Source organism: Stenotrophomonas sp. 14P6.2.3 (assembly GCF_057799055.1).
The window spans coordinates 26,145-46,932 of the sequence record NZ_JBYOLA010000023.1; the positions used below are offsets into that span (position 1 = coordinate 26,145).

Annotated in this window: 15 protein-coding genes; 11 read left to right on the plus strand and 4 right to left on the minus strand. The window is 66.8% G+C overall.

Annotation, left to right across the window (positions count from 1 at the left end):
- Window positions 1–252 precede the first annotated feature (252 nt).
- Together AC27VL_RS16010 and AC27VL_RS16015 are read left to right on the plus strand one after the other, a co-directional pair.
- Entirely contained in the window at window positions 253–3,015 is a 2,763-nt protein-coding gene (locus AC27VL_RS16010; protein ID WP_488767327.1) for a TonB-dependent receptor, read from the plus strand.
- Window positions 3,016–3,151: 136 nt separating this feature from the next.
- Window positions 3,152–6,955, plus strand: a complete 3,804-nt coding sequence (locus AC27VL_RS16015) for a LamG-like jellyroll fold domain-containing protein (protein ID WP_488767329.1) — start codon at window positions 3,152–3,154, stop codon at window positions 6,953–6,955.
- 91 nt (window positions 6,956–7,046) lie between these two features.
- On the opposite strand, the gene AC27VL_RS16020 is transcribed toward AC27VL_RS16015, so the two are convergent.
- Genes AC27VL_RS16020 through AC27VL_RS16030 form a run of 3 tightly spaced genes read right to left on the minus strand, consistent with a single transcriptional unit; the run spans window position 7,047 to window position 10,270 of the window.
- The gene (locus AC27VL_RS16020) at window positions 7,047–7,634 is read right to left on the minus strand and encodes a cysteine dioxygenase family protein (protein WP_099819440.1); all 588 of its coding nucleotides are present in this window, start codon (window positions 7,632–7,634) and stop codon (window positions 7,047–7,049) included.
- A 51-nt stretch (window positions 7,635–7,685) separates the two neighbouring features.
- Window positions 7,686–9,308, minus strand: coding sequence for a carboxylesterase/lipase family protein (locus AC27VL_RS16025; protein WP_488767331.1), 1,623 nt, complete (start codon window positions 9,306–9,308; stop codon window positions 7,686–7,688).
- Window positions 9,305–10,270 (minus strand): alpha/beta hydrolase, encoded by a 966-nt coding sequence (locus tag AC27VL_RS16030; RefSeq protein WP_488767356.1) that lies wholly within the window; start codon window positions 10,268–10,270, stop codon window positions 9,305–9,307. The genes AC27VL_RS16025 and AC27VL_RS16030 overlap by 4 nt, the downstream gene beginning before the upstream one ends.
- 175 nt (window positions 10,271–10,445) lie before the next feature.
- On the opposite strand from AC27VL_RS16030, the gene AC27VL_RS16035 reads away from it, so the two are divergent.
- The 9 genes from AC27VL_RS16035 (at window position 10,446) to AC27VL_RS16075 (ending at window position 19,972) form a co-directional block, all read left to right on the plus strand.
- Window positions 10,446–11,273: a 2-keto-4-pentenoate hydratase gene (locus AC27VL_RS16035; protein WP_251477401.1), complete on the plus strand. Its 828-nt coding sequence runs from the start codon at window positions 10,446–10,448 to the stop codon at window positions 11,271–11,273.
- Window positions 11,274–11,312: 39 nt separating this feature from the next.
- Window positions 11,313–12,317 (plus strand): TRAP transporter substrate-binding protein, encoded by a 1,005-nt coding sequence (locus tag AC27VL_RS16040; RefSeq protein WP_488767333.1) that lies wholly within the window; start codon window positions 11,313–11,315, stop codon window positions 12,315–12,317.
- A gap of 10 nt (window positions 12,318–12,327) precedes the next feature.
- Complete coding sequence (locus tag AC27VL_RS16045) at window positions 12,328–12,855, plus strand: TRAP transporter small permease (RefSeq protein WP_375068657.1); 528 nt, start codon at window positions 12,328–12,330, stop codon at window positions 12,853–12,855.
- 3 nt (window positions 12,856–12,858) lie between these two features.
- On the plus strand, window positions 12,859–14,142 hold the full coding sequence (locus AC27VL_RS16050) for a TRAP transporter large permease (protein ID WP_488767335.1): 1,284 nt from the start codon (window positions 12,859–12,861) through the stop codon (window positions 14,140–14,142).
- A gap of 17 nt (window positions 14,143–14,159) precedes the next feature.
- The gene (locus AC27VL_RS16055) at window positions 14,160–15,749 is read left to right on the plus strand and encodes a family 43 glycosylhydrolase (RefSeq protein WP_488767337.1); all 1,590 of its coding nucleotides are present in this window, start codon (window positions 14,160–14,162) and stop codon (window positions 15,747–15,749) included.
- A 38-nt stretch (window positions 15,750–15,787) separates the two neighbouring features.
- Window positions 15,788–16,846: a LacI family DNA-binding transcriptional regulator gene (locus AC27VL_RS16060; RefSeq protein ID WP_346558515.1), complete on the plus strand. Its 1,059-nt coding sequence runs from the start codon at window positions 15,788–15,790 to the stop codon at window positions 16,844–16,846.
- A gap of 231 nt (window positions 16,847–17,077) precedes the next feature.
- Window positions 17,078–17,926 carry a 5-dehydro-4-deoxy-D-glucuronate isomerase gene (gene kduI, locus AC27VL_RS16065; RefSeq protein WP_089241851.1) on the plus strand — a complete coding sequence of 283 codons (849 nt, stop codon included), beginning with the start codon at window positions 17,078–17,080 and terminating at the stop codon, window positions 17,924–17,926.
- Between the two features lie 80 nt (window positions 17,927–18,006).
- Window positions 18,007–18,762 (plus strand): 2-dehydro-3-deoxy-D-gluconate 5-dehydrogenase KduD, encoded by a 756-nt coding sequence (gene kduD / locus AC27VL_RS16070; RefSeq protein WP_100554298.1) that lies wholly within the window; start codon window positions 18,007–18,009, stop codon window positions 18,760–18,762.
- 85 nt (window positions 18,763–18,847) lie between these two features.
- Window positions 18,848–19,972 (plus strand): GDSL-type esterase/lipase family protein, encoded by a 1,125-nt coding sequence (locus tag AC27VL_RS16075; protein WP_488767340.1) that lies wholly within the window; start codon window positions 18,848–18,850, stop codon window positions 19,970–19,972.
- A gap of 80 nt (window positions 19,973–20,052) precedes the next feature.
- Here AC27VL_RS16075 and AC27VL_RS16080 read toward each other — a convergent pair whose 3' ends face one another.
- Complete coding sequence (locus tag AC27VL_RS16080; protein ID WP_100554300.1) at window positions 20,053–20,703, minus strand: DMP19 family protein; 651 nt, start codon at window positions 20,701–20,703, stop codon at window positions 20,053–20,055.
- Window positions 20,704–20,788 lie beyond the last annotated feature (85 nt).

Below are 20,788 nucleotides of genomic sequence, written 5' to 3' on the forward strand. Positions count from 1 at the left end.
CACTGGGCGGCGTGGTTGTGGACCACGCGTGGGGCGTGGAATTGGCTAGCGGTGTCATTTCAATCCCGCCCGGCCTTGCCCTAAGCCTACCAAACTGTTGGAAGCATTGTCCTGCAAGCGTCTTGGAGACATTTCAGATCTGTTGCGGTGCAAGATGCCGGATCGGGAACGTGCTGTTAACGTCCGGCCTGACCAGCGGTGTCATCACGCTGAAACAGCCGCGATACCAGACCTTTGGGAGAGGGGAAAGGCATGCATTCTCGGAACCATGAAAAAAAGACACCGGTTACCTTGCTCGCGTTGGCCGTAGCGCTGGCCCTGGCAGGCAACGCCAGCGCGCAGCAGCAGAGCGCCAACCCGAACGCCACCGACCTGGATACGGTCACCGTCACCGGCTACCGCGCCAGCGTGGAGAAGGCGCTGGACATCAAGCGTGGCGAAGCCGGCGTGGTCGATGCCATCGTTGCCGAAGACATCGGCAAGTTCCCCGACCTGAACCTGGCCGAGTCGCTGCAGCGCATCCCCGGCGTGGTCATCACCCGTGAGGCCGGCGAAGGCCGCAACATCTCGGTGCGTGGCCTCGGCCCGGAATTCACCCGCGTGCGCATCAACGGCATGGAAGCGCTGACCACCGTCGGCGCCGGTGACCAGAGCGGCGGCACCAACCGCGGCCGTGGCTTCGACTTCAACGTGTTCGCCTCGGACCTGTTCTCGCAGCTGCTGGTGCGCAAGACCGCCTCGGCCGACGTCGAGGAGGGCTCGCTGGGCGCCACTGTCGATCTGCGCACCGCGCGTCCGTTCGACTACGACGGCTTCACCTTCGCCGCCAGTGGCCAGGCCAGCTACAACGCGATGGCCGAGAAGGCCGACCCGCGCATCGCCGCGCTGGTCTCCAACACCTTCGCCGATGGCACCTTCGGCGCCTTGCTGTCGGTGGCCTATTCCGAGCGCCAGGCGCTGGAGGAGGGTTCCAACACCGGCCGCTGGGCCAACGGCCCGAGCAACGGCAACTTCGCCGCGTCCTCGCCGTTCGCCGCCGCGCGTGGCGCCAACGTGTTCCATCCGCGCTTCCCGCGCTACGTGCAGATGGAACACGAACAGAAGCGGCTGGGCGTAACCGGTTCGCTGCAGTGGAAGCCGAACGACGCCACCGAGATCTCGCTGGATGCGCTGTACTCGAAGATCGATGCGACGCGCGACGAGCACTACATCGAAGCGATCTCCTTCAGCCGCGGCGCCAACGCGAGCGCACGCCTGTCGGGCAAGCCGACCACCATCGTCAAGAATGGCGAGATACGCGACAACGCACTGCTCTACGGCGAATTCGACAACGTCGACATCCGCACCGAGAACCGCCACGACGAGTGGAGCACCGAGTTCAAGCAGATCGCGCTGAACGGCCAGCACCGCTTCGGCGATGACTTCACCCTGTCCGGCAAGCTCGGCATCTCGCGTTCCAAGCACGAGAACCCGGTGCAGACCACCGTCATCATGGACAAGTACGACGTCAAGGGTTACAGCTACGACTACCGTGGCAACAGCCGTGCGCCGGTGCTCAACTACGGCATCGACCCGACCAATCCCAACGGCTGGGAACTGGCCGAGATCCGCCTGCGTCCGCAGTACGTGGACAACGACTTCGACACCGGCCAGATCGATTTCAACTGGAATATCAGCCCGGGCTTCCGCCTGAAGGGCGGCGTGCTGGCCAAGGACTACACGTTCAAGACCGTCGAACTGCGCCGCGCCAGCGAACTGGCCGTGCCCAACTTCGCCGACGGCAGCAAGATCGTGCCGGTGGACCTGACCGAGCAGGCCGGACTGAAGGGCATCAGCGGCAGTCCGTCGAACTGGGTCGTGCCGAACCTGGACGCGATCGCCGAACAGCTGGACATCTACAGCAACAGCGGCACCTTCGCCGTCGCCCCGCGTGCCAACAACGTGCGCAGCGTCGAAGAGAAGGACCGTGGCGCCTACCTGATGGGCGAGTTCTCCACCGAACTGGGCTCGTTGCCGTTGTCGGGCAATTTCGGCGTGCGCTACGTGCGTACCAAGCAGTCGTCCACCGGGCAGTCGACGCTGGCCAACGGCACCGTCGAAACCACGGTCAGCCGCACCTACGACGACACCCTGCCCTCGTTCAACCTGGTGGCTGAAGTCACTCCGGACTTCCTGATCCGCCTGGGTGCGGCCAAGGTGATGAGCCGTCCGGGGCTGGGCAGCCTGACGCCGGGCGCGACGGTGGCGGTGGCCGGTGGTGCACGCACCATCTCCAGTGGCAACCCGGTACTGGATCCGATCCGTGCGACCAATGTCGACCTCGGCTTCGAGTGGTACTTCGCCGAAGGTGCGATGGCCGGCATCGGCCTGTTCTACAAGGATATTGAAAGCTTCGTGCAGACCACCCGCGAAGTGCGCCCGTACAGCGACAGCGGCCTGCCGGCTTCGCTGCTGGTCGGCACCGGCGCCTCGGCCACCGATGACTTCACCTACAGCAAGCCGGTCAACACCCCGGGCGGCGAACTGCACGGCGTGGAGGCCAACTACACCCAGCCCTTCACCTTCCTGCCGGGCAAGTGGGCGAACCTGGGCGTGCAGTTGAACTACACCTGGGTGGAATCGAAGATCCAGTACATCAACGCGGCCGGGCAACCGGTGATGAAGACCGACCTGACCGGCCTGTCGAAGTCGTCGTGGAACGCTACGCTGTTCTATGAAGGCGAGAAGTTCGCCGGGCGCATCTCGGCCACCAACCGCGATGACTACCTGACCCAGGCACCGGGCCAGGAAACCGGCTTCAACCTCGACGGCTACCACGGCATGACCGGTACCACGGTGTTCGATGCGTCCATCCGCTACAAGATCAGCGACCAGCTGGAACTGAGCCTGGAAGGCATCAACCTGACCAACGAGGCGTCCGACGAGTGGGTGTACTCGCCGCTGACCGGTCGCCTGCCGCTGCAGTACACCGAGACCGGCCGCCAGTACCTGCTGGGGCTGCGCTACAAGTTCTGAGCAACGCCGGCGGCGTGCCTCCCGACACGCCGCCGTTCGCCACGATCGCTGCTGCGCCGCAAGGTGCCGTCGCGGCGTGGCCTTGCTACGGTCCGGCGGCCCTTGCCGGCCGTCGCCCGTTGAAAGGAAACGCCTGATGCCGCACCGCTCTATCCTGTCCCGCTGCCTGTTGCTGGCGGTGGCCCTGGCTGCCGGCCCCGCGATGGCCGCCACCGATGCGACCACGCTGCTGTTCCACGTCGATGCCGGCAAGGGTCTTGAGGCGGTGGTGGCGAAGGGTGAGGCGGTGCCGAACTTCCGCGACAAGGTCGACATCGTCGACGACGGAGCGCGCGGCAAGGCGATCCAGTGGCAGGACGACGGCGTACTGGCCTGGGATGCACCCGGCAACATCCTCGCCCAGCGCGGCACCCTCGCCTTCGACTGGCGCGCGCGCTATGCGGTGGGCGAAGCACCCTTCGTGATCTTCCGCGTCGGCTATGCCGACCACAGCAGCTGGGACATGGCCTGGCTGCGCATCGACTGGAACGGGCATGGCTTCGATGCGTTCGTCACCGATGCCAACCTTGCCCGCACGCGCGTGTCGTTCCGCATGGATACGCCGCCACGCGCGGACCAGTGGCTGCACCTGGCCTTCGCCTGGGATGAAGACCAGGGCGTGCGCCTGTTCGTCGATGGTCGCGAGGTGGCGCGTGTGCAGGCCAGCGGTGACTACGATGCGGCGCTGGACCAGCTCGGCCTGGCCGGACGGGTGATGGCGCCCTACCAGGTGCAGAGCCGCTACAACTTCCTGCGCGGCAGCGATTTCCAGCACATCCGCGTGTACGACCGCATGCTTGATGCTGCGGCCGTCAGTGCGCTCGCGCGTGGCAAGGCCGTCACCAGCGCCGTTGCCAGCGCCAGCGATGACCGCGCCTGGCGCCATCGCTTCGGCTGGGACGGCGCAGCGCCACCGGCATTGACCGCAGCCGGCACGCGTATCCGCAAGATCGAATTTGCCGATACCCGCGATATGAAGGCATGGATGTGGAAGGCCACCGACGGTATCGCCGAAACCACGTGGCCCGGCGTCTACAACCGCTCGCGCCTGCCCGGCCGCAACGACTACTTCCAGTTGCCGGACTGGAACACCTACGTGGAAAGCGGCCAGCACCTGGACCTGACCGTGCCGGCCGGCGAGACCGTCAACCGCGTGGAGATCCGCGGTGCGGCGTTCGGCACGCTGGCCCATGGCCGCGATGCGGCGCACGCCACGCAGGTGCTGGCGACGCGTGCGCGAGGTGTGGTGCGCAGCGTCGACGACATTCCGGCGCAGACCGGGGGCGTGCTGCGTTTCAGCAACGTTGAACAGGAAACGCCGATCCAGGAGATCTGGGCGTACGACGTGAGCGAAGGCGCCGAGCCCGATGGCACGGTCAAACAGACCTATGTCATCGACAGCCAGGCGCTGCCCGATTACACCAACCTGGACACCCTGCGCCGTTACATCGACGGCCGCTATCCGCTGGCCGAACGCAGCACGGTGATGGCGCTGCCGAAGGGCGCAGGCTCGCGGCGCCGCAGCGCCGACACGCTGCCGGCCGAGCCGGAACCGATCGTGCACGTGTTGATTCCCTCGGGCGTGGGCGATGCGCCGGCCAACCAGCCGTTGATCCGCAGCTGGGCCTACAGCTGGGAAAACATGCATGACGGGCTGGACGGCGTGGCCATCGACATCCCCGCGCTGGACCTGCCGGCCACGCACGACGGCCTGATCCCGCTGAACATCCGCATCAAGGATCCGATCTGGCCGGCGCGCGACATGATCGATGCTTCGGTCTCGGTGCAACCCGGGCAGAAGCGCACGCTGTGGCTGGACCTGCGCGACCGCATCCTTACGCCCGACAGCCTGTGGCTGAGCATCGCCTCGGCTGCGCCCGGCTTCGACGCCAAGGCACTCGACGGTGCGCAGGTGCGGCTGGTGTTCAAGCCACGCGCCGATGCGATCAAGGAGCACCTGGCCGACCGCTTCAACCAGGTGCGCGACAACTGGGGCTTCCTGGTGGAGGAACACACCACCTCCAAGCGCCAGCGCCTTTACGCGCGCGTATACGCGGACCTGAGCGATCTGCTGCGGGTCGACCCGGACCACGAACTGGGCCGGTTGTACTGGAACTACATCAGCTACAACAGCCAGGGCCGACCACCGTACACCGCGCCGGAGGTGCCAAACGGTGTACCGGCGTGGGCATTCCATCAGGTGCAGGATCTGGCCCAGGTGCGGCAGTTCGTTGACTGGTGGATCGATCAGCGGCAGGTGGCCTACGGCGATTTCGGTGGCGGCATCTCCGACGATTCCGACCTGACCCAGCAATGGCCGGGGCTGGCCCTGATGGGCGTGCAGCCGGACCGCCTGAATGCCTCGCTGACCGCATTGTCAGACGCGGTGTACCGCAATGGCATGTTCAGCAATGGCCTCAGCACCATCGAGACCGACGAGCTGCATGCCTACGAGGAAGGCATCAACACCAACAGCGCGATGCTCTACCTCAACTGGGGCGATCCGCTGACCCTGGAACGACTGATGGAAACGGTGAAGGCGTTCGACGAGCGCATCATCCTGCGCAACCCGCAGGGCCATCTGCTGTTCTCCAGCAACTGGTTCGGTGGCAACAAGGTCTACCGCGAACCGAACTGGCAGTGGCAGAAGCCGTACTCGTTCCCGGTGCTGCATCCGGCGTTCCTGCTGGGCCAGTACAACGCCGACGCGACCGGGCGCCGGCTGGTGATCGGCCTGGCCGATGGCTATCTGGCCCACGCCGGTACCGACGACAAGGGCCGCTTCACCCTGCCCAACGAGATCAACTGGGCGACCGGCGAGACCCGCGGCGGCGAACTCAACAACGGCTCCGGCAGCGGCGACACCATGCATACGTTCTGGGCGGCATGGCGCTGGACCGGCGACGCGAAGTACCTGCAGGCGCTGGACTACCGCGTGCAGCGCGGCGGGCCCGGCGCGCTGGCCAACCTCGGCGAGAACTACGTGGAGGCGCTCGGCCGGCAGCAGGACTGGTACCCGCTGCTGACCGCCGAGGCCGACGCCGGGAAGACCGGCTTCGCCAGCCTGATGGCCTGGCAGGCCAGCGGGGAACGGAAGTACATCGATGCACTGCATGCCGATGGCCTGCAAGCCAAGGCACAACGCGCGTACATGAACACCGAAGGCCATTGGTGGTCCGACCGGGTGGAAGCGCCGAGCGAGTTCCTGCAGCGTGCACGGCTGGGTGGCATCGCCCTGAAGCGCAACCAGAGTTGGCCCGGGCACACCGTCAGCTGGCGCTTCGATCGCGAGGGTGCCGCCGAACAGGTGGCGCTGCTGGTGCATGCGCCCTCGCGCGAGCACTTCACGGTCACCAGCCACAACCTCGGCGCGCGCGTGATCACCGCTGACATGACCGGTTGGAACGTGGCCAGCGGGTCATGGCGCGTGCGTAGTGGCGTGGATGCCGACGGCGATGGCCGCATCGACGGCACGCCGCGCGAACGCGTGGTGCAGTTGGAAACGAGTGCGTCGGTTCCGATGCAGTTCCAGCCTGGGCGCACCGAGGTATTCGAGTTCGAGCGTGTGTCTGCGGGGACGCCGGTGGAAACACGCCCGGACCTGGGTGTGGGCCGTGGTGATGTACGGGTGGACGGGCGCCAGGTACACGTGACGGTGCACGGCCTTGGGCATGTGGCCAGCGGTGTGGGTGTGGCGGTGCTGGAAGATGCGCGGGGCCGCGAGATCGCACGCACCGAAGTGCCGGCGATGGCTGCACCGACTGACCTGTTGCCGAAGACGACGGTGGTGTCGTTGCCGTTGCCGGCCGGTGACCGAAGTAACCTGCGCGTGCGCGTTGCGCTGGCCGACGGCGGTGAGGAAGTGACGCGCCTCAACAATGTGGTGGACGTGCCGCGATGAATTCCGCGTTCCGCCGGGCATGGCCGCCGCTACCGATGAATCGGTTGCCCACAAGCCCTGGTAGCGCCGGGCCATGCCCGGCGGAATGCGATCAGGACGCCTCGGTCTCCATCACCTTCACCCGGCGCTGGTACCAGCCGTCATCCAGCGGATCGAACACCGCGCTGCGCTCCATCACGCCCTGGTAGACGTGGACGGATACGGCTATGTCCTCGTCGCTGGCGTTGCGCAGCGTGTGGTACTCGTGCGGCGGAATCAGGCTGCCGGCGCTGCCGCGGTGCCCGTACAGCGTGTCCTGCGCGGCGAAGCGGTGACGCTCGCCACGCTGTTCCAGCAGCGCATACGGGGTCACGATCAACTCGCCCTGCCAGACCCCCTCCACGCACCACATCGCATCGTGGTCGTGCAGTGGCGTGCCCTGCCCCGGGCCCCAGCACATCGCAATCACGCTGTAGCCCAGCGTAGGGCTGCGGTGCAGTTCACGGCGTGCGTAATGACCATCCACCGGACGGCGTACGCAGGGGGGCAGTTCGATCAGCGGATCGATGATGGCCTCACGCAGCACCCGTTGCAGCGCATCGGTGATCGCCTTCGGATCGACCAGGCAGACAGCGCCGTCGATCCCTGCAATCAAGCGCTCGCGGCCGGTAAACGGCGGTGGCGTGAACATCGCTTCCATGAACCGACTCTAGCCGAGGCGGGTTAACAGAATGTTTGCATCGCGGTGTCATCACTGCGTGCCACGCTGCACGAACGGCACTTTTGCATAGAGCGCACGCTCTCCCGCGCGTGGATCGTCAACCATGCGGCTGTGTCGATCGAACAGCATCGTCTGCCGTTGTGGCAGTGAATAGGGGGCCCATTGCGACATTCCCGCGTGATTCGGATCACCGGAACGCGCAAACGCAATCAGGGCATCGCTCATCGTCGCCGCCAGTGCCATGACGTCTTCACCGCCGCCGGTGCGGGCACCGGGCAGGCCTGCGTTGTCGAACACCAGCGGAATATCCAGCGTGTGGAACGCGCGCAGACGTCCCTCTTCCACCGGTGACGGCCAATCGAGCTGGTAGGCCCAGGTCGGTGCTGCACCCGATGTCTGCCGGGCGCGGGCCTCCAGTTCTTCCACTGCACCACGCCATGAACGACCGGCCGTAGTGGCGGCGAAGAACACCTCTGACGGCGTGTAGTGCGGATACAGGCGTCGATATTCTGCGATCACCACCGAAGGTAAAAGATCGACGAACTGCTGCTTCTGCAGTTGCGCCGGCAGGCTCTCCCAGGTCAGCGTGAAGTTGGCCGGGTCGTTGCCAAGAAACGCGCGCGTCTCATCGCGGGTGTTGCCGATCACCATCGGAATCGACGCGGACTGCGCCGGTGCCTGTGGCCAGAACGGATGCACCGGCAGCACCACGTCATCCAGCACCGGGCCGAAGTACAGCGCGCTGCTTTCCACCCGCGAGGGGTCGCGTGCGCGCGTAGCGGCCAACAGGTCGGCTGCTGGCAAGCGCAGCAGTGCCTGCAGGTCGCGCGCGCCCACGGCGTCCATTGCAATCGAAGCGCGTTGCGCCGCCGCACGCGGGCCGGCCGCGGTGACCTGCTGCCCGCTCATCGTCCACGCGCGCTGGAACAGCCCCTTCGCTGCGGGCATCGCCATCAGCGTGGCGATCTTGGCGCCGCCACCGGACTGCCCGAACACGGTGATGTTGCCGGCATCGCCGCCGAACACCGCTGCGTGCTCACGCACCCATTGCAGGGCCTGCACCAGATCGAGCTGGCCGACGTTGCCGGAGGCCGCATAGCGCGGATCGCCCTGCGCGCCCAGGTACAGGTAGCCGAAGGTGTTCAGGCGATGATTGACGGTGACCACCACCACGTCGCCGCGTCGGCACAGCGCACTGCCGTCGTACAGCGGGTCGCTGCCGGAACCGTTGTTGAAGCCGCCGCCATGCAGGTACACCAGGATCGGCCGCTTGCCGCCGTCGCCGAGCGCTGGCGTCCATACGTTGAGGAACAGGCAATCTTCGCTGCCCGGACCGTCCGTGCCCGACTGTGGCGCAGATGCGGCGTATTCCAGGGCATCGGCGATGCCTCGCCAGCCTGTCTCGCGGCGCGGCGGCTGGAAACGGTAGGCCGCAGTGTCGGCGCCATATCGCAGGCCACGGAACATGTGCACGCCGTGCTCGCGCTGGCCACGCACGCGGCCGCCACGGACGCGCGCAACGATCTGCGTGTCATCGCGTGGTCCAGGCATCGCAGATACTGGAAGTGCTGCGAGGGTAGCGGTGGCCAGCGCCCAGCGTGCACTGTCGCGCAGGAAACGACGGCGCTGCAGGTCGGTCGTCCCTGCGTTCAAGGTGCGGCCTCCGTCGCCTGCAGCCAGCGTTGTGCCAGCAGCGGCCACACGGCCAGCGTTGAATCAGGCGGCATGCGCATGCCGAAGCCATGGCCGCCGTGGGCGAACAGATGCAGTTCGTGCTCGACGCCCGCCTTGGCCAGCGCCTGCGCCATCACCTCGCTGTTGTGCACGCTGACCACGCGGTCGTCGTTGGCGTGGATCAGCAGCGTCGGTGGCGTGTCCGCGCGTACGTGCTGCTGCATCGAGTACCGCGCGGCCAGCGCCGCATCGGCCTGCTCGCCCAGCAGACGTCCGCGTGAACCGCTGTGAGCATGCGGACCCATGTCGATCACCGGATACACCAGCACCGCACGTGCAGGGCGCGCGCTGAGGCGGTCGATGGCATCGCGCGGCGGGTAGACGGCCGCATCGAAGCCGGTGGCCAGCCGTGCGGCGACGTGGCCACCGGCGGAGAAGCCCATCACCGACACGCTGTCGGCATCCAGCTTGCGCCGTGCGGCCTGGTCGCGCACCACGCGCAGTGCGCGCTGTGCGTCTGCCAGCGCCGCCTGGCGGTCGCGGCCGGCCTGCGGCAGGCGGTAGCGCAGCACGAACAGGGTGTAGCCGGCACGGTTCACCCACTCCGGCACCAGCGCGCTGTCTTCCTTGTCGATCACCACGCGCTGGTAGCCGCCACCGGGAATCACCAGCAGCGCGCGGCCGTTGGCGTGGGCCGGCGTGTGCACCAGCAGGTAGGGCGCATCGACCTGGTCGATGAAGCGATCAGGGTGGGCCGGATCATCGCTGCGCTCGACCACGCGTGCCGGTCGCGCAGTGCCGGTCTCGCCGGGCACCTGCCCGGTCGGCCACAGGGGTATCTGTTCACCAGCCAGCTCCTTGCCCAGCCGCTCGCCCGCGCGCAGCGGCGCATCGACGGCGGACGCAGGGATGGCCAACAGCAGGCCGGTCAGCAACAACAGCACACGGGTAAAACGCATGGTGGGCAGGGCTCCAACGGGGAGGCAACAGAGTGGCTGAGGTCACCGACAAGCGCTCGTGATGCGCTGCGGCTTGCACGATGACACCGGTTTACCATATACACCTCCTGCAGACGCTGTCGATGGGCAGTGCAACAACGCCAGAGGGAGACCGTTCTTGAGCAACGAACACGGCATACATGGGCAGACGCCGCCGCCGGACGATGCGGCCGCGATCGCCCACGCCTTCACCACCGCGCGCCGCGCCGGCCAGGCCCTGCCCGGCTTCCCGGGCCTTGTCCCGCCTGACCTGGTGGCTGCCTACCAGGTGCAGGATCTGGCCATCGCCAGCTGGGATGACCACGTGGTCGGCTGGAAGGTCGGCTACATCGCCGCCGAGCGCCGCGATGCATCCGGCGACGACCGTCTGCTGGGCCCGGTTTTCTCGCGTCAGCTGAAAAATGCTACCGGTGGAACAGTGGACATCCCCGTGTTCGTCGGCGGCTTCGGCGCGGTCGAGGCGGAGTACGTGCTGGAGCTGTTGGAGGACGCTCCAGCCGCGCAGCTGCACTGGTCACCCGAGCAGGCTGAAGCGCTGCCGGCGCGCCTGTACATCGGCGTGGAGGTGGCCAGCAGCCCGCTGGCGACGATCAACGAGCTCGGCCCGCGCGTGGTGGTGTCCGACTTCGGCAACAACAACGGTCTGGTGCTGGGGCCGGAGATCGCCGACTGGACTGCCCGCGACGAGACCGACCTGCGCGCCGAAACCCTGATCGAAGGCGAGGTGGTCGGCACCGGCGGAGCGACCCGCCTGCCCGGTGGCCTTCGCGCGGCGTACGCGTTCGCGCTGTCCCGTTCGGCACTGCGCGGCCGGCCGTTGCGGCGCGGCGACCTGATCGCCACCGGCAACGCCACCGGCATCCATGACATCACCGCAGGACAGACGGCGCTGGTGCGGTTTGCCGGCTTCGGCGAGATTGCCTGCAGGGCCGTGCCGGCCGGGTAACCGCCGCACGATCCGGTGAACACGCGCGGGAGGGCGCAGATGATCACACGACGACACTTCCTGGCCGGTGGCGCTGCTGCGCTGGCCACCCCGATGCTCGCGGCCTGTGGCCGCGGGCCCGCCGATGCCATCGACGGTGGCCAGCTGCTGACCGCCACTGATGTGCATGTGGCCGACTACCCCACCGTGACCGCGGTGAAGTGGATCGGCGAAACGCTGCAGCGTGAAAGCAACGGTCGCCTGCGCCTGCGGCAATACCATTCCGGCCAGCTCGGTCGCGAATCGGAAGCGATCGACATGGCCCGTTTCGGTGCCATCGACATCACCCGCGTGTATGCCGGTGCGCTGAACAACGCATTTCCGCTGACCCAGGCACTGTGCCTGCCGTATGTGTTCGAGTCGGTGGCGCACCAGCGCGCCGCACTCGATGGCGGCATCGCCGAGGCGGTGCTGCGGGGTTTCGAGAGCCGCGACCTGGTCGGCCTGGCGATCTATGATTCCGGCGCGCGCTGCTTCTACAACACCAAGCATCCCATCGTGCAGCCCAGCGATCTGCACGGGCTGAAACTGCGCGTGGCGTCCTCGGACATCTTCATCCAGCTGATGCGCCTGCTCGGCGCCAACCCGACGCCGATGTCGCTGGGCGATACGTTCTCCGGCATGGAGACGCACATGATCGACGGTGCCGAGAACAACATGCGCAGCTTCCATTCCAGCCGCCATTTCGAGGCGGCGCATTACTGGTCGCAGAGCGATCACTCGTATGCGCCGGACGTGCTGCTGATGTCGCGCGCCAGCTTCGAGCGCCTGCAGCCGGCCGACCGCCAGCTGCTGCTGGAGACCGCACGCGCTTCGGTGAAGGTGATGCGCGCGCAGTGGGATGCCTCCGAAGATGCCGCGCGCCGCGCGGTGCTGGCCTCTGGCGTGAAAGCCAACGAGGTGGACCTTCCCGCGTTCCGCGCCGCCGCCCAGCCGCTGCTGCAGCATTACCTGCAGCAACCCGAGCTGGCCGCGCTGGTCGCCCGCATCCGCGCTGCCGCCTGAGGACACTGCCATGACCGAGACGACGATTGCCGCCGCCGGCCCCGGCCAGCGCCTGCTGGACCGTATCGCCGACATCGCCATCTACATCGCCGTGGCTGCGCTGCTGGGCCTGGTGGTGGTGCAGGGCTGGCAGGTGTTTGCCCGCTATGTGATCAACGATTCGCCCAGCTGGACCGAGCCGGTGACGCTGCTGCTGCTGGCCACGGCGATGAGCCTGGGCGCGGCCTGCGGCGTGCATACCAACCGCCACTTCGGCTTCTTCCTGCTGCACGCCTACATGGGTGCCGGCCTGCGCCGGGCGGTGGATGTGTTCACCCAACTGGTGGTGGCCGTGCTGGGTGGCTTCATCGCGTTCTGGTCGGCCGACCTGCTGCTCGATGGCATGGACATCAAGACCGCCGGCGCCAACCTGCCGCAGAGCATCAACTACCTGCCGCTGGCAGCGGGCGGTGCGCTGATGCTGCTGTTCGCACTGAACCGTGCGTGGAAGGCGCTGCAGGCCACGGCAGCCGACGCCGACGCTGAAGGAGATCGTTGATCCATGGGCATCACCATCCTGTTCGCTGTTTTCGCCGCACTGCTGCTGCTGGGCGTTCCGGTGGCCTACGCGCTGGCCGCCGCCGCGCTGGCTACCCTGCTCTACCTGGACATCCCCAGCATCGTGCTGGTCCAGCAGATCTCCGCCGGCACCGGTTCGGCCTCGCTGATCGCCATTCCACTGTTCATCTTCGCTGGCGAGATCATGATGCGCGGCGGCATCTCCGAACGCCTGATCGCCCTGGCGTCATCGCTGGTGGGGCGCATGCGTGGCGGCCTGGGCCAGGTGTCGATCCTGTCCTCGCTGTTCTTCGGCGGCGTGTCCGGCTCGGCCATCGCCGATGTTTCGGCCGTGGGTGGCACGATGATTCCGCAGATGGTCAAGCGCGGCTACGACCGCGACTTCGCGGTGAACGTCAGCATCACCGCCGCGCTGGTGGCGCTGCTGGTGCCGCCATCGCACAACCTGATCCTGTTCTCGGCCGCTGCCGGTGGTGGCCTGTCGATCGCCGACCTGTTCGCTGCAGGCATCGTGCCGGCGCTGCTGATGACCCTGGCATTGATGATCACCGGCTATGTGGTCGCGCGTCGCCGTGGTTATGGCGTGGAAGTGTTCCCGGGCTGGCGCGCGGTACTGCTGCGCATCGTCTCCGCCCTGCCCGGCCTGGGCCTGGTGGCGCTGATCTTCGTGGGTATCCGCGCCGGCATCTTCACCGCGGTGGAGAGCGCGGCCATCGCCGTGGTCTACGCCCTGCTGGTCACCACCGTGCTGTACCGGCAACTGCGCTGGCGCGAGTTCTTCGACACCGTCATCCATGCCGCACGCAGCACCGGCGTGATCCTGTTCGTGATCGCCACCGCGGCGGTGTTCGGCTGGCTGCTGGCCTACCTGCAGGTGCCGGCGGCGGCGGTGGACTTCCTGCAGTCGTTCGCGCACAGCCAGTTCATGGTGCTGCTGATGATCGTGGTGATGCTGTTGCTGCTGGGCACCTTCATGGACCTGGCACCGATGATCCTGATCTGTACGCCGATCTTCCTGCCGGTGGCCAAGGCCTATGGCATCGATCCGATCCACTTCGGCCTGGTGCTGGTGCTGACCGGTGGCCTCGGCCTGGTCACCCCACCGGTGGGCTCGGTGCTGTTCATCGGCACCGCCATCGGCAAGATCAGCGTCGGCCAGAGCATGCGCACGATCTGGCCGTTCTGGTTCGCCGCGCTGGGCGTGCTGCTGATCGTCACCTTCTTCCCATCGCTGTCGCTGTGGCTGCCCACCGCACTGCGCGCCTGATGACCGGAGCCGATCCCATGACACAGACCCTGCACCGCGCTGCTGCAACTGCCCTGCTCGGCCTGCTGCTGGCTGCGCTGCCCGCACTGGCTGCCGATCCCGCGCCCGCGCAGTGGAAGCGCGGCATCGAGCAGCAGCGCCAGGCTGACCTTGGCAACGGCACCTTCCTCAACCCGGTGCTGGCCGGTGACAGGCCCGATCCGTCGGTGCTGAAGGACGGCGAGGACTACTACCTCACCCTGTCCTCGTTCGACGCCTATCCCGGCCTGCCGATCTGGCACTCGCGCGACCTGGTGAACTGGCAGCCGCTCGGCCATGCGATCACGCAGAACGTTGGGGCGATCTGGGCACCGGACATCGTCAAGCACCACGGCCGCTACTTCATCTACTTCCCGGCGCGCACCGGTGAGCGCCGCAGCAACTTCGTGGTCTGGGCCGATGACATTACGGGCCCCTGGAGCGCGCCGATCGACATCGGCCTGGGGGGCTACATCGACCCCGGCCATGCGGTGGGTGAAGACGGCAAGCGCTACCTGTTCCTCAGCGGCGGCGACTATGTGCAGCTGGCCGATGACGGCCTGAGCGTGGTGGGTACGCCGAAGCACGTGTACGACGGCTGGCGCTACCCGGAAAGCTGGGACGTGGAGGCCTACGCCCAGGAAGGCCCGAAGATCCATTTCCGCGATGGCTGGTACTACATGACCACTGCGGTGGGCGGCACCGCCGGCCCACCGACCGGGCACATGGTGATCACCGCGCGCTCGCGCTCGATCCACGGCCCCTGGGTGAACGCGCCGAACAACCCGATCATGCGCACGCAGTCGGCCGCCGAACCGTGGTGGTCGCGGGGTCATGCCACGGTGATCGAAGGCACCGACGGCCGCTGGTGGATGATGTACCACGGCTACGAGAACGGCTTCTGGACGCTGGGCCGGCAGGCCCTGCTGGAGCCGATCGAGTGGACCGCCGATGGCTGGTTCGTGGCCAAGGGCGGGGACCTCGGGCAGCCGCTGCGCAAGCCATCGGGCAGCGCGCTGACGCCGCACGGGATGGCCCTGTCCGATGATTTCAACGGCCGCACGCTCGGCCCGCAGTGGGCGTTCTTCAACCCGGCGGTGGATGAATACCGGCGCCTGCGCTTCAGCGGCGACGGCCTGGTGCTGCAGGGCAAGGGCAGCACGCCGCGCGATGCCTCGCCACTGACCACCATCGCCGGCGACCCGGCGTACCAGTTCGAGGTGGAGATGGAGATCGCCCCCGGCGCGGTCGGCGGTGCCCTGCTGTTCTACAGCGACCGCCTGTACGTGGGCGTGGGCAGCAATGGCGAGCAGTTCGTCATGCACCGCTACGGCGAGGAGCGCCCCACCCGGCTGGCGGCCAGTGCCAAGGGCGGCCGGCTCTGGCTGCGGGTGACCAACAACCGCCACATCGTCACCATCCACTCCAGCGCCGATGGCCAGCGCTGGCAGAAGTATCCGGTTCAGATGGAAGTGTCCGGTTACCATCACAATGTGGCCGGCAAGTTCCTGGCACTGAAACCGGCGCTGTATGCGGCCGGCAACGGTGCGGTAACCTTCCGCAGCTTCCGCTATCGCGCGCTGGACTGAGCGCGCGCTGGAATCCCCAGGCTTATCGGGTTCACTACATGTCAGTGCGCAACAAGAACGATGCCGCTACGCCGGCATTGGCAAAGGGCAAGGCAGCCACGATCAATGACATCGCGCGACTGTCGGGTGTATCCAAGAAAACGGTTTCAAGGATCATCAACAACTCGCCGCTGGTGCGCAAGGACACGCGCGACAAGGTGGAAGCATTGATGCGCGAGGTCGGTTACAGCCCCGACCCGCTGGCCCGTGGCCTGGCCTTCCGCCGCTCGTTCCTGATCGGCATGGTCTACGACAACCCCACCGCGCAGTACATCGTGGACATGCAGTACGGCGCGCTGGATGCGCTGCGTGGCTCCAGCTTCGAACTGGTGGTGCACCCCTGCGACAGTCGCAGCCCGGGTTACATCGACGGCGTGCGCCGCTTCGCCCAGCAGCAGAAGCTGCATGGGGTGATCCTGGTGCCGCGTGCGTCCGAAGACCAGGCGCTGGCGGACATGCTGGACGAGATCGGCTGCCGCTTCACCCGCGTGGCGGCGCTGCCGCTGGATGAAACCTCGCAGATGGTGGTCACCCACGACCGCGATGGTGCTGCCGAAGCGGCCGACTACCTGCTTTCGCTTGGCCACCGCGATATCGCCCTGGTAACCGGCCCGAGTGCCTACCGCTCGGCGCACGAACGCACCGCCGGCTTCATCGAGGCGCTGTCGCAGCGTGGCATCGAGCTGCCGAAGGATCGCATCATCGAGGCCGGCTACACCTTCGAATCCGGTGTGGCCGCCGCCGAGAAACTGCTGCTGGGCAAGCGTCGGCCGACCGCCATCTTCACCGGCAACGATGAAATGGCGGCCGGTGTCTACAAGGTCGCGCTGCGCGCCGGCATCAACATTCCGCGCCAGCTGTCCATCGTCGGCTACGACGACAGCCCGCTGGCCTCGCGCCTGTGGCCGTCGCTGACCTCGGTGCGCCGGCATACCCGCGATACCGGCCGCACCGCCGCGGCGATGCTGATCCAGCCCGATGGCCAGCCTGCGCTGCAGATCGCCAGCGTGCGTCCGCACCTGATCGTGCGCGATTCCTGCCAACCGCCAGAGGATTGATCCCGCAGGGATCAATCCTGTAGGTCGCCAGCTTGCTTGCGACGCGTCCAGAAGAATCAGTCCGGTAGGTCGCCAGCTTGCTCGCGACACCTTTCAACCCGCCCCACCCCGCCGATGCCGTCTGACCGGTATCGTGCGGCGCAAAATGACACCGGTTTCCTGTCTGGCTAGAATCGACCGTGAACCGTGCCGGGGCCGAACCATCGGCCCGCCCCCTGCTCTGGAGAAGCCATGTACTGCAAGACCCATTACGCCACCCATCCCGATGCCATCAAGGGCGCCAGCAACGATCAGCTGCGCGAGCTGTACCTGCTCGATGGCCTGTTCAACGCCGATGCGGTGACCCTGAAGTACACCCACTACGAGCGCTTCGTGCTGGGCGGCGCCGCGCCGGTCAACGGCCCGCTGGCCCTGCCCGCGCAGACCGAACCGGCCTCCGCCGCCGGCCATCCGTTCCTGGAGCGCCGAGAGCTGGGCATCATCAACGTCGGCAGCGGCACCGGTACGGTCACCGTCGATGGCACCGTGTACACGCTGGGGCCGAAGGATGGCCTGTACGTGGCGATGGGAAGCAAGGACGTCGTCTTCGCTTCGCAGGATGCCGCCAACCCGGCGCAGTTCTACCTGGCCTCGACCCCGGCCCATGCGCGCTTTGAAACCAAGCAGCTGTCGATCAAGGACGCGGTTGCACTCGATCGCGGCGCGCTGGAAACCAGCAACGAGCGCACCATCTACCAGTACATCGTGCCGGCCACCTGCCAGTCCTCGCAGCTGCTGCTGGGCCTGACCGTGCTCAAGCCGGGCAGCGTGTGGAACACCATGCCGCCGCACCTGCACGACCGCCGCAGCGAGGTCTACTTCTACTTCGACCTGGGCGACAGCGACCGCGTCTACCACTTCATGGGCGAGCCGGACGCACAGCGCCACATCGTCATCCAGAACAACGAAGCGGTGGTATCGCCGCCGTGGTCGATCCACATGGGTGCCGGTACCAGCAACTACGCCTTCATCTGGGCGATGGGTGGCGAGAACCTGGATTACACCGACATGCACGTGCTGGACATCTGCCAGCTCAAGTAAGCACTGACAGGCCACCGCGCACGCTGTGCGGTGGTCGCTTGCCTGCATCACGCACGCCTCTACCAAGGAACGCATACGCAATGACCAATCCCTTCAGCCTGGAAGGAAAAGTCGCTCTGGTAACCGGTGGCAATACCGGCCTGGGCCAGGGTATCGCGGTGGCACTGGCTGCCGCCGGCGCCAATGTCGCGGTGGCCGGCATCGCCCCGCCCACTGAAACCATCGAGAAGATCACCGCGCTGGGCCGCCGCTGCCTGGCTATAGAAGCCAACCTGATCAGCATCGAGCCGGTCGAGCGCGTGGTGCGCGAAACCATCGAGGGCCTCGGCAGGCTGGACATCCTGGTCAACAACGCCGGCCTGATCCGTCGCGCCGATGCAGTGGACTTCAGCGAGCAGGACTGGGACGACGTTATGAACGTCAACATCAAGTCCGCCTTCTTCATCTCGCAGGCCGCCGGCCGCCATTTCATCGCCCAGGGCAGCGGCAAGATCATCAACATCGCCTCGATGCTGTCGTTCCAGGGCGGCGTCCGCGTGCCGTCGTACACCGCCAGCAAGAGCGGCATCGCCGGCATCACCCGCTTGCTGGCCAACGAGTGGGCTGGCAAGGGCGTGAACATCAACGCGATCGCGCCGGGCTACATGGCTACTGACAACACCGCCGCGCTGCGCGCCGATGCAGACCGCAACAAGGCGATTCTGGAGCGCATTCCGGCCGGTCGCTGGGGCAACCCGGAAGATCTGGCCGGTGCGGCGGTGTTCCTGGCCTCGTCGGCGTCGGACTACGTCAACGGCGCAGTGCTGCCGGTCGATGGTGGCTGGTTGGCGCGCTGACGCGCACGGATCTGTAGAGCCGAGCCCATGCTCGGCTGTCGCGCAGCGCGCGACCTCGTGCACTCTGATCGAAAAGCAGCCGAGCATGGCTCGGCACTACCAGGGCCCGGCCATGTGGAAGCTGTTGTGGCTGCTGTTGCTGTCGAGCACCGCCGCGAATGCAGCGCCGGTGCGGCTGTTCATTGCCGGTGATTCCACCGCTGCCGAATACGGCCCCGATCGCGCGCCGCAGGCCGGCTGGGGACAGATGCTGCAGAGCTATCTGGACCCGGCGCGTTTCGAAGTGCACAACCACGCCAAGGGCGGGCGCAGCACGCGCAGCTTCATCGACGAAGGGCGCCTGGATGCGATTGCCGCCGAACTACGTCGTGGCGATGTGTTGCTGATCCAGTTCGGCCACAACGACGCGAAGTTTGAAGATCCCACGCGCTACACCGACCCGGACAGCGACTATCCACAGCTGCTGATGCGTTACGTGCAGGTGGCGCGTGACAAGGGCGCCACACCGGTGCTGGTCACGCCGGTGGCGCGGCTGCTGTACGACTTCGGTTCGCTGCTGGATACGCACGCACGCTACACGCTGGCGATGCAGCAGCTGGCCGCACGCGAACACGTCGCGCTGATCGACCTCAACGACCGCAGCACACGATGGATCCGCGCGCTGGGCGAGCAGGGCGCACGCCCGTACTTCCTGTTCGTGCCGGAGCAGAACAAGGCCGATGGCACGCACTTCAGCGCGGCCGGTGCCACTGCGGTGGCGTGCCTGGTGCTGCGCGAGGCGGTGCAGGTGTTACCGACGCTGCAACCGGCGCTGGTACGCGACATCGACTGCGATGTGATGGGTGCAGGGCAGGGCGGCGATCCTGCGCGACGCTCGCAGGTGGTGCACGAAGACACGCTGGCGCGCGCGCAAGCGGGCCCGCACGGCGGCGCCGGGCCGACCACGGCGTATCCGTTCTTCGCCGATGCGCAGGGCCTGCCATTCGTGCTGCGCAAGCGTGTGCTGCACAAGGGCGCGGGCATCGGCCTGCACCCGCAGCACAAGGACGAGATCTATTACATCGTGAGCGGGCGGGGCAGTTACGTGCTGGATGGGAAGCAGCATGATGTGCAAGCCGGCCATGCGCTGCTGACCCGCACGGGCAGCACGCATGCGCTGCAACAGGTGGGCGAAGAGGATCTGGTGGTGCTGCTGGCGTATCCGCGGTAGCTGAAAAGCAGCCGAGCGTGGGCTCGGCTCTACACGGGTCTGCGCTTATCTGTAGAGCCGAGCCCATGCTCGGCTTGGCTCTACAACGGTTCCGCGCCGAAATGCTTCAGGCCCAATCGCGCAAGGTCTTCCGGGCGGGCGTAGTAGTCGTCCTCGAACGCCTCCAGCGCCTGCTGCTCGTCTTCGCTCATCGCGCCGTACAGGTCGGTCAGTTCCTTGATCGCCGGGTCGTCTTCCAGACGATCCAGCAGCCCGCGCATGCCCGCCAGGATCGTGTGCGTCTGTGTTGCGCCCATCGCCTGCAATGCGCGCAGCGCCAGCTGGCAGGTGGGGTCGCCCCAGTTGCACAGGAACTGCATGAAGCCGCCGTTGTTTATGTCTGCTTCCATGCGCCACAGCGCGACCAGCTGCTGGTCTTCGTCAGACAGCGCATCGAGCGACCAGGCATGCGATTGCAGGCGGGCGAGGGCGGCTTCATAGCGGTCATCCCACACCTGGTTCGGAACATCGACCACGCCGCGCTCCTGCGCCGGCAGCAGCGCCGGCCAGTTCACGCCCAGTCCGTCGGCGGTGGTGACCCACTGCGCACGTTGTTCGGCATTGGCTTCGAACAGGGCTGGCGCCCAGCGCAGCGGCTGCCGGGTGTGGCGGCCATCGGCCAGGGTCAACAGGACGAAGTCGTCGTTGAAGGCAACGTCGGTAACCCGCAGGTCGGTAAACACATCGGTCATGGCCTGCAGGATACCGGAGGCCTGAACCAGGCCCCTTAAACTTCAAAAGCTGCAGACGCTTTTGAAGTTCAGCCAGACCTCTGCT